This is a genomic window from Lentilactobacillus kefiri (genome assembly GCF_009739535.1).
Lineage (GTDB): Bacteria > Bacillota > Bacilli > Lactobacillales > Lactobacillaceae > Lentilactobacillus > Lentilactobacillus kefiri.
On the sequence record NZ_CP029971.1, the window covers coordinates 673,436 to 690,997 of the forward strand.

Annotated in this window: 16 protein-coding genes and 1 pseudogene; 9 read left to right on the plus strand and 8 right to left on the minus strand. The window is 42.8% G+C overall.

The genetic code is table 11. The features are described from left to right. Positions 1–12 precede the first annotated feature (12 nt). Positions 13–978, plus strand: coding sequence for an electron transfer flavoprotein subunit alpha/FixB family protein (locus DNL43_RS03490; protein WP_054769211.1), 966 nt, complete (start codon positions 13–15; stop codon positions 976–978). A gap of 91 nt (positions 979–1,069) precedes the next feature. Here the strand turns inward: DNL43_RS03490 and DNL43_RS03495 are convergent, their stop codons facing one another. From DNL43_RS03495 to DNL43_RS03525, 7 genes are all read right to left on the minus strand, one after another. Continuing rightward, positions 1,070–1,795: a DUF4430 domain-containing protein gene (locus DNL43_RS03495; protein WP_056981831.1), complete on the minus strand. Its 726-nt coding sequence runs from the start codon at positions 1,793–1,795 to the stop codon at positions 1,070–1,072. 17 nt (positions 1,796–1,812) lie between these two features. Beyond that, positions 1,813–2,859 carry a prenyltransferase/squalene oxidase repeat-containing protein gene (locus DNL43_RS03500; protein WP_054769212.1) on the minus strand — a complete coding sequence of 349 codons (1,047 nt, stop codon included), beginning with the start codon at positions 2,857–2,859 and terminating at the stop codon, positions 1,813–1,815. A gap of 2 nt (positions 2,860–2,861) precedes the next feature. Next, positions 2,862–3,584, minus strand: a complete 723-nt coding sequence (locus DNL43_RS03505) for an ECF transporter S component (protein WP_056981830.1) — start codon at positions 3,582–3,584, stop codon at positions 2,862–2,864. After that, positions 3,574–5,238: an ABC transporter ATP-binding protein gene (locus DNL43_RS03510; RefSeq protein WP_054769213.1), complete on the minus strand. Its 1,665-nt coding sequence runs from the start codon at positions 5,236–5,238 to the stop codon at positions 3,574–3,576. Before DNL43_RS03510 ends, DNL43_RS03505 begins: the two co-directional genes overlap by 11 nt. Next, positions 5,226–6,125: an energy-coupling factor transporter transmembrane component T gene (locus DNL43_RS03515; RefSeq protein WP_225364663.1), complete on the minus strand. Its 900-nt coding sequence runs from the start codon at positions 6,123–6,125 to the stop codon at positions 5,226–5,228. Before DNL43_RS03515 ends, DNL43_RS03510 begins: the two co-directional genes overlap by 13 nt. A gap of 96 nt (positions 6,126–6,221) precedes the next feature. Then, positions 6,222–6,821, minus strand: coding sequence for a pentapeptide repeat-containing protein (locus DNL43_RS03520; protein WP_054769214.1), 600 nt, complete (start codon positions 6,819–6,821; stop codon positions 6,222–6,224). A gap of 1 nt (position 6,822) precedes the next feature. Then, a complete protein-coding gene (locus DNL43_RS03525) occupies positions 6,823–8,196 on the minus strand; it encodes a cytosine permease (protein WP_056981827.1) in 1,374 nt (457 codons plus the stop codon). 320 nt (positions 8,197–8,516) lie between these two features. Between DNL43_RS03525 and DNL43_RS03530 the strand changes: the two genes are divergently transcribed. From DNL43_RS03530 to metF, 6 genes and pseudogenes are all read left to right on the plus strand, one after another. Then, positions 8,517–9,254: an ABC transporter ATP-binding protein gene (locus tag DNL43_RS03530; RefSeq protein ID WP_054769215.1), complete on the plus strand. Its 738-nt coding sequence runs from the start codon at positions 8,517–8,519 to the stop codon at positions 9,252–9,254. Further along, positions 9,232–10,400, plus strand: a pseudogene (locus DNL43_RS03535) (ABC transporter permease). Before DNL43_RS03530 ends, DNL43_RS03535 begins: the two are co-directional and overlap by 23 nt. Positions 10,401–10,409: 9 nt before the next feature. After that, positions 10,410–11,060, plus strand: a complete 651-nt coding sequence (locus DNL43_RS03540) for a TetR/AcrR family transcriptional regulator (RefSeq protein ID WP_056981825.1) — start codon at positions 10,410–10,412, stop codon at positions 11,058–11,060. A gap of 419 nt (positions 11,061–11,479) precedes the next feature. Further along, complete coding sequence (locus tag DNL43_RS03545; protein WP_056981823.1) at positions 11,480–11,953, plus strand: S-ribosylhomocysteine lyase; 474 nt, start codon at positions 11,480–11,482, stop codon at positions 11,951–11,953. A gap of 185 nt (positions 11,954–12,138) precedes the next feature. Beyond that, positions 12,139–14,424 (plus strand): 5-methyltetrahydropteroyltriglutamate--homocysteine S-methyltransferase, encoded by a 2,286-nt coding sequence (metE, locus tag DNL43_RS03550; RefSeq protein WP_056981821.1) that lies wholly within the window; start codon positions 12,139–12,141, stop codon positions 14,422–14,424. Further along, a complete protein-coding gene (gene metF, locus DNL43_RS03555) occupies positions 14,402–15,298 on the plus strand; it encodes a methylenetetrahydrofolate reductase [NAD(P)H] (protein ID WP_054769216.1) in 897 nt (298 codons plus the stop codon). Before metE ends, metF begins: the two co-directional genes overlap by 23 nt. Positions 15,299–15,499: 201 nt before the next feature. Here metF and DNL43_RS12065 read toward each other — a convergent pair whose 3' ends face one another. Continuing rightward, a complete protein-coding gene (locus DNL43_RS12065; RefSeq protein WP_054769217.1) occupies positions 15,500–15,682 on the minus strand; it encodes a hypothetical protein in 183 nt (60 codons plus the stop codon). Positions 15,683–15,932: 250 nt separating this feature from the next. On the opposite strand from DNL43_RS12065, the gene spx reads away from it, so the two are divergent. Together spx and DNL43_RS03565 are read left to right on the plus strand one after the other, a co-directional pair. Further along, the gene (gene spx, locus DNL43_RS03560; RefSeq protein ID WP_054769218.1) at positions 15,933–16,343 is read left to right on the plus strand and encodes a transcriptional regulator Spx; all 411 of its coding nucleotides are present in this window, start codon (positions 15,933–15,935) and stop codon (positions 16,341–16,343) included. 134 nt (positions 16,344–16,477) lie between these two features. Further along, complete coding sequence (locus DNL43_RS03565) at positions 16,478–17,548, plus strand: YdcF family protein (protein WP_056981889.1); 1,071 nt, start codon at positions 16,478–16,480, stop codon at positions 17,546–17,548. Positions 17,549–17,562 lie beyond the last annotated feature (14 nt).

Sequence of the window (17,562 nt, forward strand, 5' to 3'; positions counted from 1 at the left end):
AGGAGCAAACTTATGGATAACAACGAAATTTGGGTATATGTCGAAATAACCGGTTCAAAAATTGAGCCAACCAGCTTGCAGCTGATTACCAAAGCCAAACAAATTGCAGATGGCCGTAAAGTCGTAGCCGTCGTACCAGAGACTTCTAAAACTCAAGCAGAAACAATCATTAAAGAATATGGCCCTGATCGGATTGAATCATTAGTAGACGACCAATTTGATGAAGCAACCGATGAAGAACTTGCCGATGCCTTATTTCAAGTAACTGACCAAAATCGACCAAATAGTTTGCTCTTCCCTGCAACAATTTTGGGACGATCAATTGCCCCTCGCCTTCAAGCAAAACTCCAAACCGGTTTGACCGGTGACAGTCTTGATATTTATTATGAAAATGACCTGCTGGTACAGGTAAAGCCAACTTACGGTGATAATGTCATGTGTGATATTGTTTGCCCTGACAAGCGTCCACAAATGGTCACAGTTAGGCCGAATACTTTTAGAGCTAAGAAAGTGAACAACAGCCAAACAGAAATTGTTCAGGCTGAATTTACCTTCCATAAGAACAAAAATAGTAAAATAATTGCCACTGACCCCATTATCAATAGTTCATCTAAGTTGGATGACGCAAAAGTTGTGATTGCCCTTGGTCGTGGTGCTTATAGCGAGAAAAATATTAAACTGGCTCAGAAGTTGGCAGCAAAGCTTGGTGGAATGGTTGGGGTTTCTCGTCCATTAACCGATGAAGCCGAATTTAGTCATGATGATCAAATTGGTATCGGTGGCGCAAGCCTTTCAGCTGATCTTCTAATTAATTTGGGAATTTCTGGTGCTGTTCAATACACTGTTGGAATTAAAAACGCCAAGAAGATCGTTTCAGTCAACATTGACAAGGATGCCCCAATCTTTGATGATTCAGATTTTGCCTATGTTGGTGATGTAACCGACTTTTTAAATGCCTTAATGAATCAAGTAAAATAAACCATAAAAAATAAGCAGGTCCAAAAACTTCATGTTTTGGGCCTGCTTATTTTTTGAATCAATCATACTGTTTCACTAACGCTAACCAGCCTTAATGATCCGACGGACTCCATCCATTCACCGTAAAGTACCAGTGAACCTTGTCGCCTGGCTTAATCGCCTTATCCCCGGCAGATTTATCAACGTATTTACCGTTGACTGAATACATCCATCCGCTGCCCGGTTTGACGTCATTTTCTTTCAATCCATTGATCGAACTGACATAAATGGCTGGACTGCTGGTGTACTTCACTTTTAAGTTGGTTTGCTCCAACAACGTGAACGCAGTCGTTTTTTTCGTGATATGGAGATTACCCGAATAAAACAACTTTTTGTATCCGGACACCTTTAAATAGGCTTTCCCGGTGTACTTCGAGGCTCTTTTTCGAGTAACCCGCTGCTTTACTGAGTGATGACTTTGCTTCGACGCAGCCGACTTTTTAGAACTTGGGCTTTGCTTTGAAGCAGTCGCATGTTCCCGGCTGCTTTTTGCAGTGGCAGGCTTGGCTGACTGAGAAGCCTTCGTCGCTGAAGTACCCTTATTGGCAGAATTGTGATGTTTCTTGGCAGATTTGCTCGTCGCCTTTTTAGCCTTTGGCTGTTTCGTACTCGTAGCCTCTGAACTTGACGCGGCTTTGGGCTGACTGCCGGAATCCATTTTCGCAACCTTTTCAGTTCTTGCATGGCGCTGGTGCTGATTGGCGATCACTTCTCTAAAGCCAAAGGCCAACCCCAGAACCAACAAAAGGCCGATGACAATGCCGATACCTTTTTTCATAAACTCATCCTTTAATATTACTTAATTGAATAAATTGAACGGTGTGCCAAAGCTTGACGATATGCTGCGTTGGCCAAGTTCACCTGACCAACACCCAAAGTTTGCGTTGTGGCACCCTTAATCGATCCCGTTGAACGGACATAACTTAACATTGCCCGCATAGGTGAAGTGGTTTGATTTGATTTGAAGTAACCATTCACCAGCTTGACCGTACTTTGTTTCGTGGAGAAAGCAATAATGGCTTCCGCGGTTGAGTTGGCGTTGGTATAAACCTTGTCCTTAAATGTATATCCAAATGCACCATTGGGACGAACGGCGTCCTTCAAAAAGCTTTGACCCTTTACGATTGCCGACTTCACTGCGGAACTGGTTGATTTTCCTCTGGCAAGAGCGGTAACCGCCATAGCAGTTGTATCACTATCCGCACTTGCAGCTTGGTTGTTATATGCCCAGCCATGATTGCCCAATTGGTTCTTAACAATCAGGTTGCTTAACCCATTCTTGGTAAATTTGGCATTACTTGGACGTTTATATGAACCAGTCGACAATGCAATCAGGGCTTGGCTTTGAACGTTAACCGTCTGCTTGGTCATTGAACGGTGATATAAGGCACTTACCAGGTTCAAAGTTGTTTTGGCGCCGGTTTTACGTAATTTTTGCGGATTCAGTCCAACGGCTCTGACCGCAATGATTGCGTTGGCCAAATTAGCTGGCGTACTCTTCTTATTCAATATAAGGCTGTTTTTAACCCGATTCTGCTGCGTCTTGGTAAACTTGTAGCCAAATCCTTTCAGCCCCAGGAGAAGGTCTGAATAGCCATAGGCAGCACCACTATCTGGATAAGCCTTCTTGCTAAATATGTAACTCGTCTTGCCGGAAAAGCCAGTTCGATTTTTGACCAGCATCTTTTTGGCATACTTATAGGTTGCTTTCGCCTTTGATGACTGATAAGCACTTGAAGCAGTCTTAATTTGGGCGGCGTTCACAGTTGAAAGCGGTGCGGCAACACCTGCCAATAACAATCCGGTCATTGATAAAGTGATTAATTTATTCATTCGTTTCATCATTAGTCCATCCCTTTATTTTGTTTTGTTGGTAAAAATCGATACTTACGATCCAGCCTTGTAAACAACTTTTCCCAAGGTCGATAAAGCAGTGCAATCAAAACAATGTTTGAAAGTCCATGGTACAAATCAAACAGCGCGCTGCTGGCAAATGCCAAAATGAAACTTTTGAGAGTCATTGGCGAAACGTACTGCAAGGCGTACCAGAGATCCATAATCCAGCCAAACAGAAATCCCCAAACACCACCAAAAATGATCATAAAGATCAAACTCTTTTTAAGCTTGGTCATCCCAATGAGACCGGCGGACAGCCCCATCAATCCCCAGGCAAACATTTGCCAAGGAGTCCAGGGCCCCTGGCCCATAAACATATTGGATACCAAGGCGGTGGTACTTCCAGTCACAAATCCCAGTTCAGGTCCCAATGAAACGCCACCGACAATAATGACAAAGCTGGCTGCCTGGATACTCGGAAGAGCGGCAAAGGGCACCCGTCCAGCAACCGCCAAGGCAATCAAGATTGCAACAAACATCAGTGTTTGGGTGGTTAAAGGCTGCTTTTCGAATTTCCAATACGCCGGCAGGATGCTGCACAGTAGAACCATGAAGCTAAACATCAAATAATGCTTGTTATGAAGCAGCATCATTAACGTTAAAAATACGCCAATCAATATGAAAACAAACAACAGCCGACTATAAAAGACGGCCTTTGATTTATGAAACATGCTTACTTGTCCCTTCTGAAGCCAGATTAACATCATTCGGCAAAATTGCCATTGGTACTTGATTCCTCAATAATCGATTGATCGGTGTCGTAAAGAAAAAGTTATTGCCGAAAAAACTGCGGGTTGGAAGCACCGTATTCAAGTGACCGTCAAACATAAATGCACAGTGCTTGGAATATTCAGCACTAAATTTCATGTCATGGCTGGCCATCAAAATTGTGGTACCAGACTCGTTAACGTCCTTTAAAATTTGGCCTAAGAATCGTTTGGTATATGGATCAAGTCCCTTGGTCGGTTCATCCAGAATTAATAATTCCGGATCCACCAGCAGTGCCAACGCGACACCCAGCAATTGCTGCTGGCCGCCACTGATGTCAAACGGACTTTGATCGACCAACGAAGATAAATGCAGTCGATCAACCATCATTTTAACTTGTTTGTCCGGAAATTCCAGCTGAAGTGCCTCGGCTTGTCTCATCAGTTCCTTTTCAACCGTTTCTTCACCGAACTGCAGTGAAGGCGTTTGTGAAAGAAATGAAATGGCTTTGATTCGGCCGGCATTGGGAATCTTCCAGACAAGCTTTTTGTGGAACCGGGCCTTGCCGTGTTGGGGAATCCGTAAGCCAGCTAAAATGCTTAACAATGTGGATTTTCCGGAACCATTCTTACCAACGATTGATAACCAGTCACCGGATGGTAAATTTAAATCCAAGTGGTCAATCACATTGGATTGGCGGTCAAAAGAGAAGGTTAAGTTTTTGGCGGCCAAGACATTGGTTTCGCCAACTGATGCGGATGTTGACGTTCCTACATAAGTAAACTTTAACTGTTGATTTGAAATGAGTCGCTGCCCTTCGGCAACTGAGATTGGCAGATCTGGAAAGTGGCGATCCTTCTTCAAAAATACTTGTGAAACTTGTGGAACAAAATATTTTAGTTTTGGATCTGCCGTCATGGTTTCCAGTCCATTTCGTGGACGACCATCAAAAGATATCCCTTGGTTTTGTAATAAAATCAACCGGTCCGCCAAGGACAATACCCCATCCAAGTTGTGTTCTGTCAGCACAATTGTGATTCCCAATTCTTCATGAACCCGGTTAAGAACTTCAAAGAAGTGTTGCGTTGATAACGGATCCAATTGCGCAGCCGGCTCATCCAGCAGAATCACTTTTGGCCGTAGAATCAGTACTGAGGCCAGATTGACCAACTGCAACTGGCCACCCGAAAGGGCATCAATACTTTTATGCAGCAACTGATCAAGGCCCAAGTAATTGGCCAGTTCAGCAATTCGTCGTTCAATTTCCGCACTGGGTTCGCCCACATTTTCCAAGGAAAAAGCCAGTTCATCGATAACCGTCGACATAATCGGCTGTACGGTTGGATCCTGGCCAACGTATCCAATTGTTTTGGCACTTTCAAGTTTTGATAATTCGTTAATGGGCTTCTGGTTAATTAAAACCTGCCCCTGCCGGTGGCCATTGGGCGTCAGTTCCTTCTTAAAGTGATTCATCAAGGTGGTTTTGCCGCTCCCGGTTGCACCGGCAATGACAACGAACTGGCCCTGGCTGATTTTTAGATTGATATCGCTTATAACTGGCGATTTTTGCACGGGGTATTTAAATGTCAGGTGATCGACTCTTATTAATTCGTGCATAAGTGATAAACTCCTTCGGCAATCATCGGCAAAATCAGCATCCCCATCAGCAACGTAACCCCCAAAATATCACCATTCATCCAAAAATTTGTATATTGGGCAACCGAGCCCGACCAACCAATTTGATTCAATCGCGCAATGACGATAACTGAAAACAGAACGGTTGCCGAACACAAAAAGGCCCAATCTGTGGGGTGCCAACGATATGTATGATAATGAGTTCGTTTGGCAGCTCCAAATCCCCTGGCATCCATCAGTCTGGCTGTTTCCATCCCTGATGCCAACGAATCTTCCAGTAAAATCTGCAGCAGATGCCCACCACTTTTAATGCGGCTCAAGAGTGACCCTTTGGTCAAATCAACGTTGCGTGTTTTTTGAAGCATCGACAGCTGATGAAAGTTGCGGACAAACGCCTTAACCAAATTGGCCGAGATAACCACCAATAAGCCGATTCGAGGTGTCACTGAAGAAAATACATAGACTAATTTATTGGGTGGCAGAATCACGTTCAGCAGTCCAAAAGCCATTAGCATTTGAACAAGCATAAGGCCCATTACCGCACCATATAGCAGTGCCGGAGCCGTTAACTTAAAGGTTGCGCCGGCAACTGAAAATTGCCACAATATGGGACCAAATCGCTGATTTAACAGGCAGTTGAACAACACAATCGTGATAAATAAAAACAGGCTCATTTTAAATTGGCGCCACACCGCTGTCGATCCCAAATAAAGAATTGACGTGACCGTCAATCCAACAAATCCAAATATCGCAACGGCGGGATGATTAAAAAGAAGCAGTGCAATAATAACTTCCAAAAAATAAATTGCCGCAACAACCGGATGAGCCTGATAAAAGAAGGTCATTCGAATCGGTAATTTATTCATCATTGCACCACTCCTTTCAAATCTAAAATTCCCTGAATGATTATTATATCATCAGCAACCGTTTGAAATTTGGTGGATTCAAAAAACATTTTAGGTGCCTTAATCTTCGACAATCACGCCCAGCATTGCGACAATCTGTCCGGCCTGCCAGGGATTAATTTTTAACCCTTTGATCAGTTCCGGATTAACAATCAAATCATCAAAAGTTGCCTTTGATAAGTCGATCCCTTTCATGTGGGTATCCAGAAAATCAATTTGATTGATTTCACAGTTGTTAAATGACAAATCTTTTTTGACGGTCACAGCCTGAAAACTGCTTTCCACCAAATTAGAGTCAACAAAGAAACTATCTTCCATCTTGGTTTCACTAAAATTCGCATAGTGAAGGTTAGAGTCGTGAAATTGACACTTCTTGATTAACGTTTCCATCGAAAAGTCGGCCCTCATCAGTTGCACGTTGGTGAACTTACAGTTCGATAAGTAGCTTTTATGAAAAGTTGCGTTCAATAAGTCGCATCCCTTGAATTCCACGTATCCCCAGTCACTGCGGTCAAAGTTACTTTGCTCAAATTGACAGTGATCAAAAACCACATCGTTAATCCGAATCAGTTCATTTGAAACCGTGAACGTACAATTTGAATACGTATTATCCGGTTCGACATCGTCCAAACTCAACGTTTGCTTTGTAATTGTTGCCAAGCTAATCCTCCTGAATGTGGCCGCGTGAGATCAACGAACTGCCGGCCAAATAAATGATTGCGGCGATGAGCATCGAAATAAAGGTTGCACCAACGGAGTCTGCAACGACGGCCACGGTTTTAATATATCCATATGCCAGAACCGCAATCAGCCACGAAGCGATTGCAATCCAGTTAATGCCACCAGTATACCAATATTTCCCGGTTCGTGAGGCAAAATGAGCAGCGTTATATTTTCGTTTGGCAACAACATAGAAATCAACCAAGAAAATGGCAATTTCAGGTCCCAAGAACATGCCGATTCCATCCAGAAACGCTGTAAAAACATTGAGAAAAGTGGAATAAAAAATCGGAATAAAGGTGACAACCACCGCAACCAGCGTGACCGAAACGATGCTGAATGTTAATGACAGCCGCTTGGTCATGTTGGTCAAAGCGGATCCGGCCGACATCAGGTTAACCGCGTTGGCCGTCGTACTGGTAATGATAATGACCAGCATTGCCAGAACTCCCAGCCCCAACTTGCTGGCAATAGTCGAAGGATCTGAATTGTTGGCATCAAAGTGATTCAGGGTAATCGCGGTCGCAATTGTTGAGATAATACCAATCATGGCAAACCAAATCAACCCCAGGTTAGCGCCAAAAAACGGTGCCCAAGTTGAACTGGAACGCTTTTTGGAAAAGCGGGTAAAGTCACTGGCAGCTGTCACCCAAGCTAGATTAAAAGCAGCCAGAACGTCAACCGCCTGCCCCGGGGTCATCTTAAGAGCAGCCGGTGCGTGCCAGGAAACGATTTCTGATAACGAAACATTTTGGAAAACGACAATCGATTCCCAGATAACCAGGATAAAGACCAGAATAATACCAATTCGTTCAATGATCCGAACTGATTTTTCACCCATTGAAATACTCAGTAAATGTAAAATGCTCATCACAACGATTCCAGACACCAGGCCTTTAAGTCCGCCCGGTTTACCATAAACCGGCCAACCCAGAACATCGTGAAGAATATAACTGATAGAGGTGGCGGCAATAAACGTGTTCACGGCTGCCCAGCCGATGAACTGCACCACGTTAATGACAGAAGGCAAATAACTGCCCTTGAGTCCAAAGGATGCCCGAGTCAATGCCATTGCCGGTAATCCGGTCTTGTAGCCCATGTAACCTGATAAGGCCAGTAAAAAATATGTAATGACGCCAACAATAATGAGCGTGGTCGATGCGGTTACGAAACCACAGGCTGCAATCACCCCACCAACGTACCAAGTTCCGTTATTCGCATTAGCACCAACCCAAGTCGCAAACATATCCCAATATGATTGATGACGATGTTCCTTGGGGATTGATTCAACGCGACCAAAACTCTTATCTTCCATAATTAATCTCCTCTGATCATCCTTTAAAGTTGTCGTGTCGTCTCAATTGATTTTTAAGTTGAAATGAGTTGTCGACAAAGAAAAATGCACTTCGTCTCAGACAGAGTCGAAGTGCATTTTTCCCGGTGTAATTACCGGTAAAAACAACATTCATTAATGGCTTCCTTGACAGACTCGCTGGACTATTTAAAGGACTAAATTTTAATGTCATTATACGTGAGGCAAGGGAAAATTGCAATTTGTGAGTTGACACTCACCTCAGATGACGTATACTAAAGGCATAAGTGAGTTAGTACTCACTCACAAGGGGAGGAATCATGATGGATGCAGTCGTAACAGTGACACACGTTGATAAAAGCTTTAATAAAAAGCGAATCCTGCACGATGTGAATTTAACGGCATCAGGTCACGAAATATTAGGCCTGATTGGCCCTTCCGGTGCGGGTAAGACCACCATTATTAAAAATATCATGGGGATGGAACAGCCAGATGACGGTAAAGTGACCATTTTCGGCAAAGAAATGCCTAACCGACAAGTCCTGCAAAGAATCGGATTTATGGCTCAGGACGATGCACTATATGAAAGTTTGACCGGTCGTGAGAATCTCAAGTTCTTTGCTCAACTGTTTGGTGTGAAAAAAGATCAGCTAAATGAGCGGATCGAATACACCGCCGGAGTCGTTAACCTCAACCAGGATTTGGATAAACGGGTCAGCAATTACTCAGGTGGAATGAAGCGCCGTTTGTCCTTAGCAATCAGTTTGATTCAAGATCCTGACTTACTGGTTCTGGACGAACCGACTGTTGGAATCGATCCTGAACTGCGTCGGCAAATCTGGGACGAATTGAGGAAGTACGCCAAGGACGGCAAATCAATTATCATCACAACCCACGTGATGGAGGATGCCGCCGAATGTGACGAGCTTCTAATGATTCGTGATGGCCACATCATTACCCACGGCTCTCCCGATAGTTTGGAGAAAAAGTATCAGGTTGATAATTTGGAACAAGTCTTTTTGAAAGCGGGGAAATCAAATGAGAATACTGACAATAACTAAACGAATCTTCGTTGAGATGTTTCGTGATAAGCGGACACTGGCGTTAATGTTCATTGCTCCCCTATTTATTTTGTCATTAATGTATTTTCTATTTCAATCAAACACCAATACGGTGGCAGACATTGGGACAAACAACGTCTCCAGCTCACTGATCAAAGCAATTGATAACAAGCACATCACAATTCATAAGATGTCCGCAAATGCTTCGGCAAAACAAACAATTCGTGATAAGGATTACGCTGGCTTCATCAAAAAGACCAACGGCAAATTAATTGTGACCTACCAAAATGCCGACCAAAATAAAATGGCAATTATCAAGAAATCCGTTCAGATGGCGTTAATCAAAACTCAAATCAAACAACTGGCAGCTGCTACTAAAAAATCGAAAGCCGGTTTGATGAAGATGCAAGCTCAGTTGCAGCAGATCAAAAAGCAACTACCGTCAACCATCAGTGGTCGAATTCCAGCTCCTTCAACCCCAAAGAATATGCAAAAGCCAAGCAGTCTCAAGCTGAGTCAGCATTATCTTTACGGCAAGAGCAACTCTTCGTTCTTTACGACGATGCTGCCGGTATTCTTGGGATTCATGGTCTTCTTCTTTGTTTTCCTAATATCAGGCATCTCGCTTTTAAACGAACGAAATTCAAGAACGTTGGATCGCTTACTTGCAACGCCGGTTAAGCGAAGTGAAATTATCTATGGCTACCTGACTGGTTACGGTGCAGTTGCGATCATTCAAACCGCCATTATCGTTCTCTTCTGTATTTATGTATTAGGAATTGAGATTTTAGGCAACATTGCAATCGTCCTGTTGATTTGTTTTGCTTTGGCGATGGTTGCCCTTTCGATGGGATTATTTGTTTCAACGTTTGCAGCATCGGAATTTCAGATGGTGCAATTCATCCCGATCGTCGTCATCCACAAATTTTCTTCTCAGGTTTGATTCCAGTTGCCAACATGGCCGGATGGCTGCAGGTCATTGCCCACATCATGCCGCTTTATTATGGTGCCAGTGCCCTAACCGACGTTATTCAAAAACAGGCCAGCTTTTCGGCAATCATCCCCCAATTCTCTGCTATACTCATATTCTTACTTGTCTTCATCGTGTTGAACATGATTGGCATGCGGAAATATCGGAAAGTGTAGGTGAAAGATATGGCATCAACTTCAATTGAGTCATTTTATTCAGAAGACATTGATTCCACAAAGGATTTACCACAAAAGCAAAAGCAGGTTCTTAAAGCCTGCCTGGAACTATTTGCCTCAAAGGGATTCGAAGCCACAACGACAGCTGACATTGCCAAAAAAGCCGGTGTCAGTCAGGGAACGGTCTACAAGCGTTTCAATACTAAGGAACAGCTTTTACAGGCAGTTGTTCAACCATTATTTTCGAAAACCATTCCAAGAGCAGCCAAGGAATTCTCCTACGATATTAATCATTTTCAATATGACAACTTGGCCGAATTTTTAAAACCAACTCTACGAAACCGATTGACATTTGCCACCGAGAACAAGCAAATTATCAAAATCTTGTTCATGCAGGCGATAAGCGATCCCCAGTTACTGGCTGAATTAGTCAAATCTGTCAAATCCGTGCTGACAAATACAATCCCAAAAGTGATCGACAAGTTGAAAGAAGAACACCTACTCGTCGACTGGGATACTGCAAGAATCATGGAGTACGTTTTATCAATTGGAGCGGGCTATGGTGCCCAAATTGTTTTATTCGATCGAAAACTCGATTTGGATACGGTCATTGACCAGGCAGTCGAGTTTTTGGTCAAAGGACTTTCGCCCGAAAAATAATTTAATTTTGATATGCGGTTGACAAACATTAGAACTGCGACTATTATTATCATTAAATTTTAATGCTAGTAAATTAAAGCTCTGAAGAGAAGAGTAGTTGGCGAATGAACCCTTAGAGAATCCGGTTGGTGAAAAAGGATGGTTCATAAGTTAATGAAGATGAACTCTGAATAGCGATTTCAAGTTAACGCTTGAAACCCGGGTGCGACCGTTACATCGCCGAGTATCGAAGTCTGGTACTTTCAGAGGTGTTGGTTGCGAAATCAATACAAATTCAGGGTGGTAAAGCGAAACATTCGCCCCTCGGTCAGATTAATTCTGACACGAGGGACGAATGTTTTTTTGTTTCTATAAATTAAAAAACAATGCTGGCATTAAGAATAAATGAAAACAATATTGGATGAGGAGATAGATTATTTATGGCAAAAGTAGAAAGTTTTACATTGGATCACACAAAGGTTAAAGCACCTTACGTTCGTTTAATTAAAACAGAAACCGGTCCTAAAGGCGATGTCGTTTCCAACTTCGACTTGCGGTTAACTCAGCCCAACGAAACTGCTGTTCCAACTGCCGGGTTGCATACCATCGAACATTTATTGGCAAGCCTGCTCAGAGATCGCCTCGATGGCGTGATTGACTGTTCACCATTTGGCTGTCGGACTGGATTTCACTTGATTACCTGGGGCGAACACAGCACCACCGAAGTTGCCAAGGCCTTAAAGGGATCCCTTGATGAAATTGCCAATAAAGTGGAATGGAAAGATGTTCCGGGCGTGGATAAATACAGCTGCGGAAATTATCGTGACCACTCTTTATTCTCAGCCAAAGAATGGAGCAAGAAGATTCTCGATGAGGGAATTTCAAATGATCCTTACGAAAGACATGTTATCTAGATTTTTCAGTGCTTTGTTTTTTCGTTTCTTACTATTACTAACAAAACGTGCTCCCCAAACCAGCCCCCTCCGCTTTATCCAACAATGAGCCCACGATGCAAGAAACGCATCAAAACTCATTGTTAAATAAATGCTCAGGAACTAACCGGCTTGGCTCGCACTCTAAAGCTTAGGAGGCTACCCACATGACAACTACAATTATTGGATTTCCACGTATCGGCCATCACCGTGAATTAAAATTTGCTACAGAACACTATTGGAAAAACAAGATTGACCAAGTTGAGTTACTCAAAACAGCTTACGGCATCCGCAAGAATCACTGGCAGGCACAACAAGCTGCCGGCATCGACTTGATTCCAGTAGGTGATTTTTCATTCTTTGACGGCGTTTTAGATACTGCCAATCTTTTAAACATCATCCCGGAACGATACAAGGAACTTAATTTATCACCGCTCGACGAATACTTTGCCCAAGCCCGTGGATACCAAAATGGTTCCGAAACAGTTAAAGCACTCCCAATGAAAAAATGGTTCAATACCAACTATCACTACATTGTGCCGGAATTCTCCAAAGCCACTGACATTAAGTTGGTTGGCAGCAAACTATTTGACGAAGTTGACGAAGCCCTCAAGCTTGGGATCAACGCCAAGGCCGTCATCACAGGTCCATACACACTTCTCAAGTTAAGCCGTTTTATTGACGGTCCAACACCTAAAGATTTTGTTGATGCCCTCATTTCTGCATACTCTGACGTTATTAAGCATCTCAACCAACAAGGGGTTGCTTGGATTCAAATCGATGAGCCGGCTCTCAGCTTTGATGTTGATTCTGCTGAAAAGACCATCTTTGACAAATTATACAAAGGCATTTTAGCCAGCAAGGGATCAGCCAAAATTCTTTTACAAAACTACTTTGGCGATATTCGCGATGTTTATAACGATGTTACCAGCCTTGATTTTGATGGAATTGGATTGGATTTTGTTGAAGGCAAATATAACTTGGAACTCGTTAAACAAAACGGCTTCCCCGCTGACAAAGTTCTCTTTGCCGGTGTTGTAAATGGTAAAAATATTTGGCGCAACCATTATGAAAAGACCATTAAATTACTTAACGGCTTGAATACCAAAGCCCAAGTTATCCTGAGCAGTTCGGCTTCTCTTCTTCACGTTCCTTATAGTGCAGCAGATGAAACCAAGGTTCCTTCAGACGTTAAACAGCATTTGGCTTTTGCGATTGAAAAGCTTGATGAAATCAAGGAACTCGATAACATCTACCGCGATGAAGCAGATGGCAAGGCCGCTTTGGAAAAGAACGACACTTTATTCCGCAGCGTCAAACATCCATTCAATGAAGCCGTTCGTGACAGAATTGCCGGCCTGACCGAATCTGACTACACCCGCCTTCCGGAACGAGCAGAACGGGAAAAGATCCAAAAGAAGGAATTCAATCTGCCAATCCTGCCAACAACCACAATTGGTTCATTCCCACAGACAAAAGATGTTCGTCAAAATCGTTCCAAATTACGTAAAGGTGAAATCACCAAGGAACAATACGACAAGTTTAATGAAGATAAAATTCGCCGGATCGTTAAAATCCAAGAAGAAATTGGTTTGGACGTTCTGGTTCATGGTGAATACGAACGTAACGACATGGTTGAATACTTCGGAGAAAAACTCGACGGCTTTGTCTTCACTCAAAACGGCTGGGTTCAATCTTACGGTACTCGTGGTGTTAAACCACCAATTATTTGGGGCGATATTAGTCGAACTGCGCCAATCACCGTTGCCGCTTCAGTGTTCGCAAAGAACCTGACTGATAAGCCAATGAAGGGCATGCTGACCGGACCAGTGACGATTTTCAACTGGTCGTTCCCACGTGAAGACGTCACACCAAAAGAATCAGTTACTCAAATTGCCTTGGCTCTTCAAGATGAAGTCCTTGATTTGGAAAAGCATGACATCAAGATTATTCAAATCGATGAACCTGCATTACGAGAAAATCTGCCACTTAGAAAATCCAACTGGTATTCTGAATACTTGGATTGGGCAGTTCCGGCATTCCGACTTGTTCACAGTAAAGTTCAGGCAAGTACCCAAATTCATACCCATATGTGCTACAGCGAATTTGGCGATATTATTAAAGCCATTGATGCTTTAGACGCCGATGTTATCTCGTTTGAAGCCTCTCGTGCCGACTTTACCCTGATCGACCAATTAGTCGCAGCCAAGTTCCAGACAGAAGTTGGTCCCGGCGTTTACGATATTCACTCACCTCGAATTCCATCAGAGCAAGAGATTGAAGGACTGATCAAACAATTAGTCGCCAAGCTGCCGGTTGATAAAGTTTGGATCAACCCTGATTGTGGCTTGAAGACCCGTTCAGAGGAAGAATCGTTTGAAAGCCTTAAAAATATTGTCGATGCGACTAAGAAGGTTAGGAGTGAAATCAATGAGCCTAACGGAGTTATTTAAAACTAAAACCGTCTTTTCACTGGAAGTCTTTCCACCAAAGAAAAGTTCGCCAACCGAGGCAATTCTTCCAACCCTCAAGCGTCTCCAATCAATTAACCCGGATTTTATATCGGTAACTTTGGGTGCGGGGGGTACTGCCCATTGTGATGGAACTGTTGAAATTGCCAACCTGATTCAAAATAAGCTGGATATTCCGGCAGTTGCCCATGTACCAGGCCTTTATCAGACCCAAGAGCAAGTTTTGGCATTACTGGACCGTTTGGACAGTATCAACGTGAAGAACATTCTTGCCCTTCGCGGGGATAAGATTCCCGGCAAAGAACCGGTTGGTGTTTTCAATCACGCCAATGAACTGGTTAAATTTGTCCATGAAAATCGTCCCGACTTCAGCATTGCCAGTGCGTGTTATCCCAACTGCCATACTGAAGCCCCCGACTTTGTCGACGACATCACCCATTTAAAGGAAAAGGTTGATGCCGGAGCCGATCACTTGATCAGCCAACTCTTCTTTGATAACCAAGCTTTCTATGATTTCAAAGAAAAAACCGAGATTGCTGGAATTCACGTTCCAATTGAAGCCGGCATTATGCCCTGTACGAATAAGAATCAAATCGAACGGATTACTCAAATTTCAGGCGTTCCGATTCCTAAAAAATTCGCTGCAATCATGGATCGCTACCAGAATAGTAAAGAAGCAATGCTTGACGCCGGTATTGCCTTCGCAGTTGATCAAATAATTGATTTGGTCTCTCAAGGTGTTGACGGAATTCATCTTTACACCATGAATAAATCTAAAATTGCCAAACGAATCTGGGACGAAACCCAATCAGTCTTTGAAGCATCAAACTTATCAAAGCAGACTGAAAATGCATAATTAAAAGCGCTGCATCATTTAATTGGCTTGAACAATTAAGTGACACAGCGCTTTTTCTGTGGCCATTCAACTTGGGGGAGAAGAGTGGGCTTAGTTAGCATGAGCATTTAAACGTGGGCGACGCATCATCCTACCTGCAATAACCATCACAACCGCAGCAGCGGTAATCCCCGACGTATAATAAATCCTTTTTCGATTCATTTAAATCCTTCCTTTCAACGATATTTTTAGGTAACTATTTACTTGAAGAAAGAAATCTTGGAGGAGACTTTCTTCGATATTCTCAAATTCAATTGAGATGTCATTCACTTTATCCTTAATGACTGGTAATGATGCCTGCATCCCTTCCTTCTCATTTGATTGTTTATAGATTACTGTCGCCAACTTAACTCAAGCTTAAATTGAATCAATCTTTCCAATTCGCTGCTGAGTCTTAAGAAAAACGCTACTATTTTGTAAAACGCCGGAAATATTTCATGATTGAAGCCTAATCTTTGACAATACTAATTTAATTAATATCTTATAGTGTGCATTTGACTTTAATTATGTATATGATATAATTAAAGTGGGGATAGGTTCATGAACCGATGGATGAATCGAATTGTCGTCACAGCATTTAAAGGAGTTGACAACAATGCTAAATTTATATGTAGCACCCAGTAGTTCTTCAAGCAGACGAGCAGAAAAGTGGCTGAAGAGTCATGATATTCAGTTTAAGAAACGGGATATCTCAAAACGACCGTTAAGCGCTGAAGACTTGAAGCAAATTCTACGACTATCTGAAAACGGCAGTGATGATCTGATTTCCAAACGCTGTCACAGCTTTAAGAAGCTTAAGATCAACTTTGATAATTTACGTGTGTCTCAACTAATTGACTTAATGGTCAAATATCCTGATCTCATTAGACGGCCGTTGATCTTTGACGATCGGCAGCTGCAGGTCGGCTTTAGTGAAGAGGGAATCCGCAGCTTCCTACCAAGAGAAGCCAGAAAGACGCTGCTTACCGACTTACTTGAACAGCGGAACACAGACATAACAGCATAATCGGATACACATTCACCAAGCACCTTAATTGAGTGCCTGGTGTTTTTTTCTGTTATTATAGATAATATGTTATTATTGTGTAGCAAAAATGGTGGGTTTCATTACACCGTAAAAACGAGGTGTCTCTAATGTCAATGTCGATCCTATTGCCAACGTTGGTTGTTCTGGCTGTATTGATTGGACTATTCTGTACATATTTAATTAAACGAAGGAATTCCTTAATGTTGGGTGCACTTGCCAACCTGACCTTGCTGGTCCTGTTAATTGCCCTGGTGCAACTGATTTCTTTGTATAATAACAATTGGTTCTGGGTTGTGGTCTTCAGTACCGTGATTATTGTCGTTGGCCTGGCTGTCTTTTTAGGACTGACGTTAAGTTTTATTTTTTTCTTTATCAACGCTTTTATCGTCTGGAAACGTGAAGGCCACAGTCTTAGCAGTTCCCTGACCTTAATCGCCGGCATCGGGGTTGTCGGTGTAGATGCCCTTTTACTGTTTTATCCCTCATTTGGACCAGCTCCATTACAAGCCTTTATGACAACCTTCTTAACACTGTTGATTGGTTATGTTTTATTGACAGTGTGGAATACGATCACATCAATTTTATTGTACCGACTGTATTTTCCTAAGAAAGACAAGGATTACATCATCGTTTTGGGTGCCGGCTTAATTGACGGCTACAAAGTCGGTCGACTGTTGGGAAACCGAATCGATAAAGCAATTCAGTTTTATCAACAAGAAATTAAAGAAACCGGCAAACACCCCAAGCTTGTCTTTTCCGGTGGCCAAGGCGGTGACGAACTGTTGCCTGAGGGGGAAGCAATGCAAAAGTATGCCTTGGATCACGGAATTCCCGAAAGTGATACGCTGATTGAAGCCAAATCGGTCAATACCCTGCAAAACCTCAAGTTCTCACGGGAAATCATCGAGAAAGACTCCGGTAAAAAGAACAGTAAAGTCATTTTTGTCAGCAACAATTACCACACTTTGCGTGCCGGAATTTATGCTCGGAAGCTTAAGTTCCCGGCTTTTGGGGTTGGCGCTCCAACACCGTTTTACTTTCTTCCCAATGCCGTCATCCGGGAACACTTGGCATTTCTTGTGATGAACAAGCGTTGGAACATTGCCATTTTTAGCTTAATCATCATAATCGCAATTCTCATGGGAGTCACTGCTGCGTTTTCACCAATCAGCCCAATTAAATAAAAGTTCAGGAGATT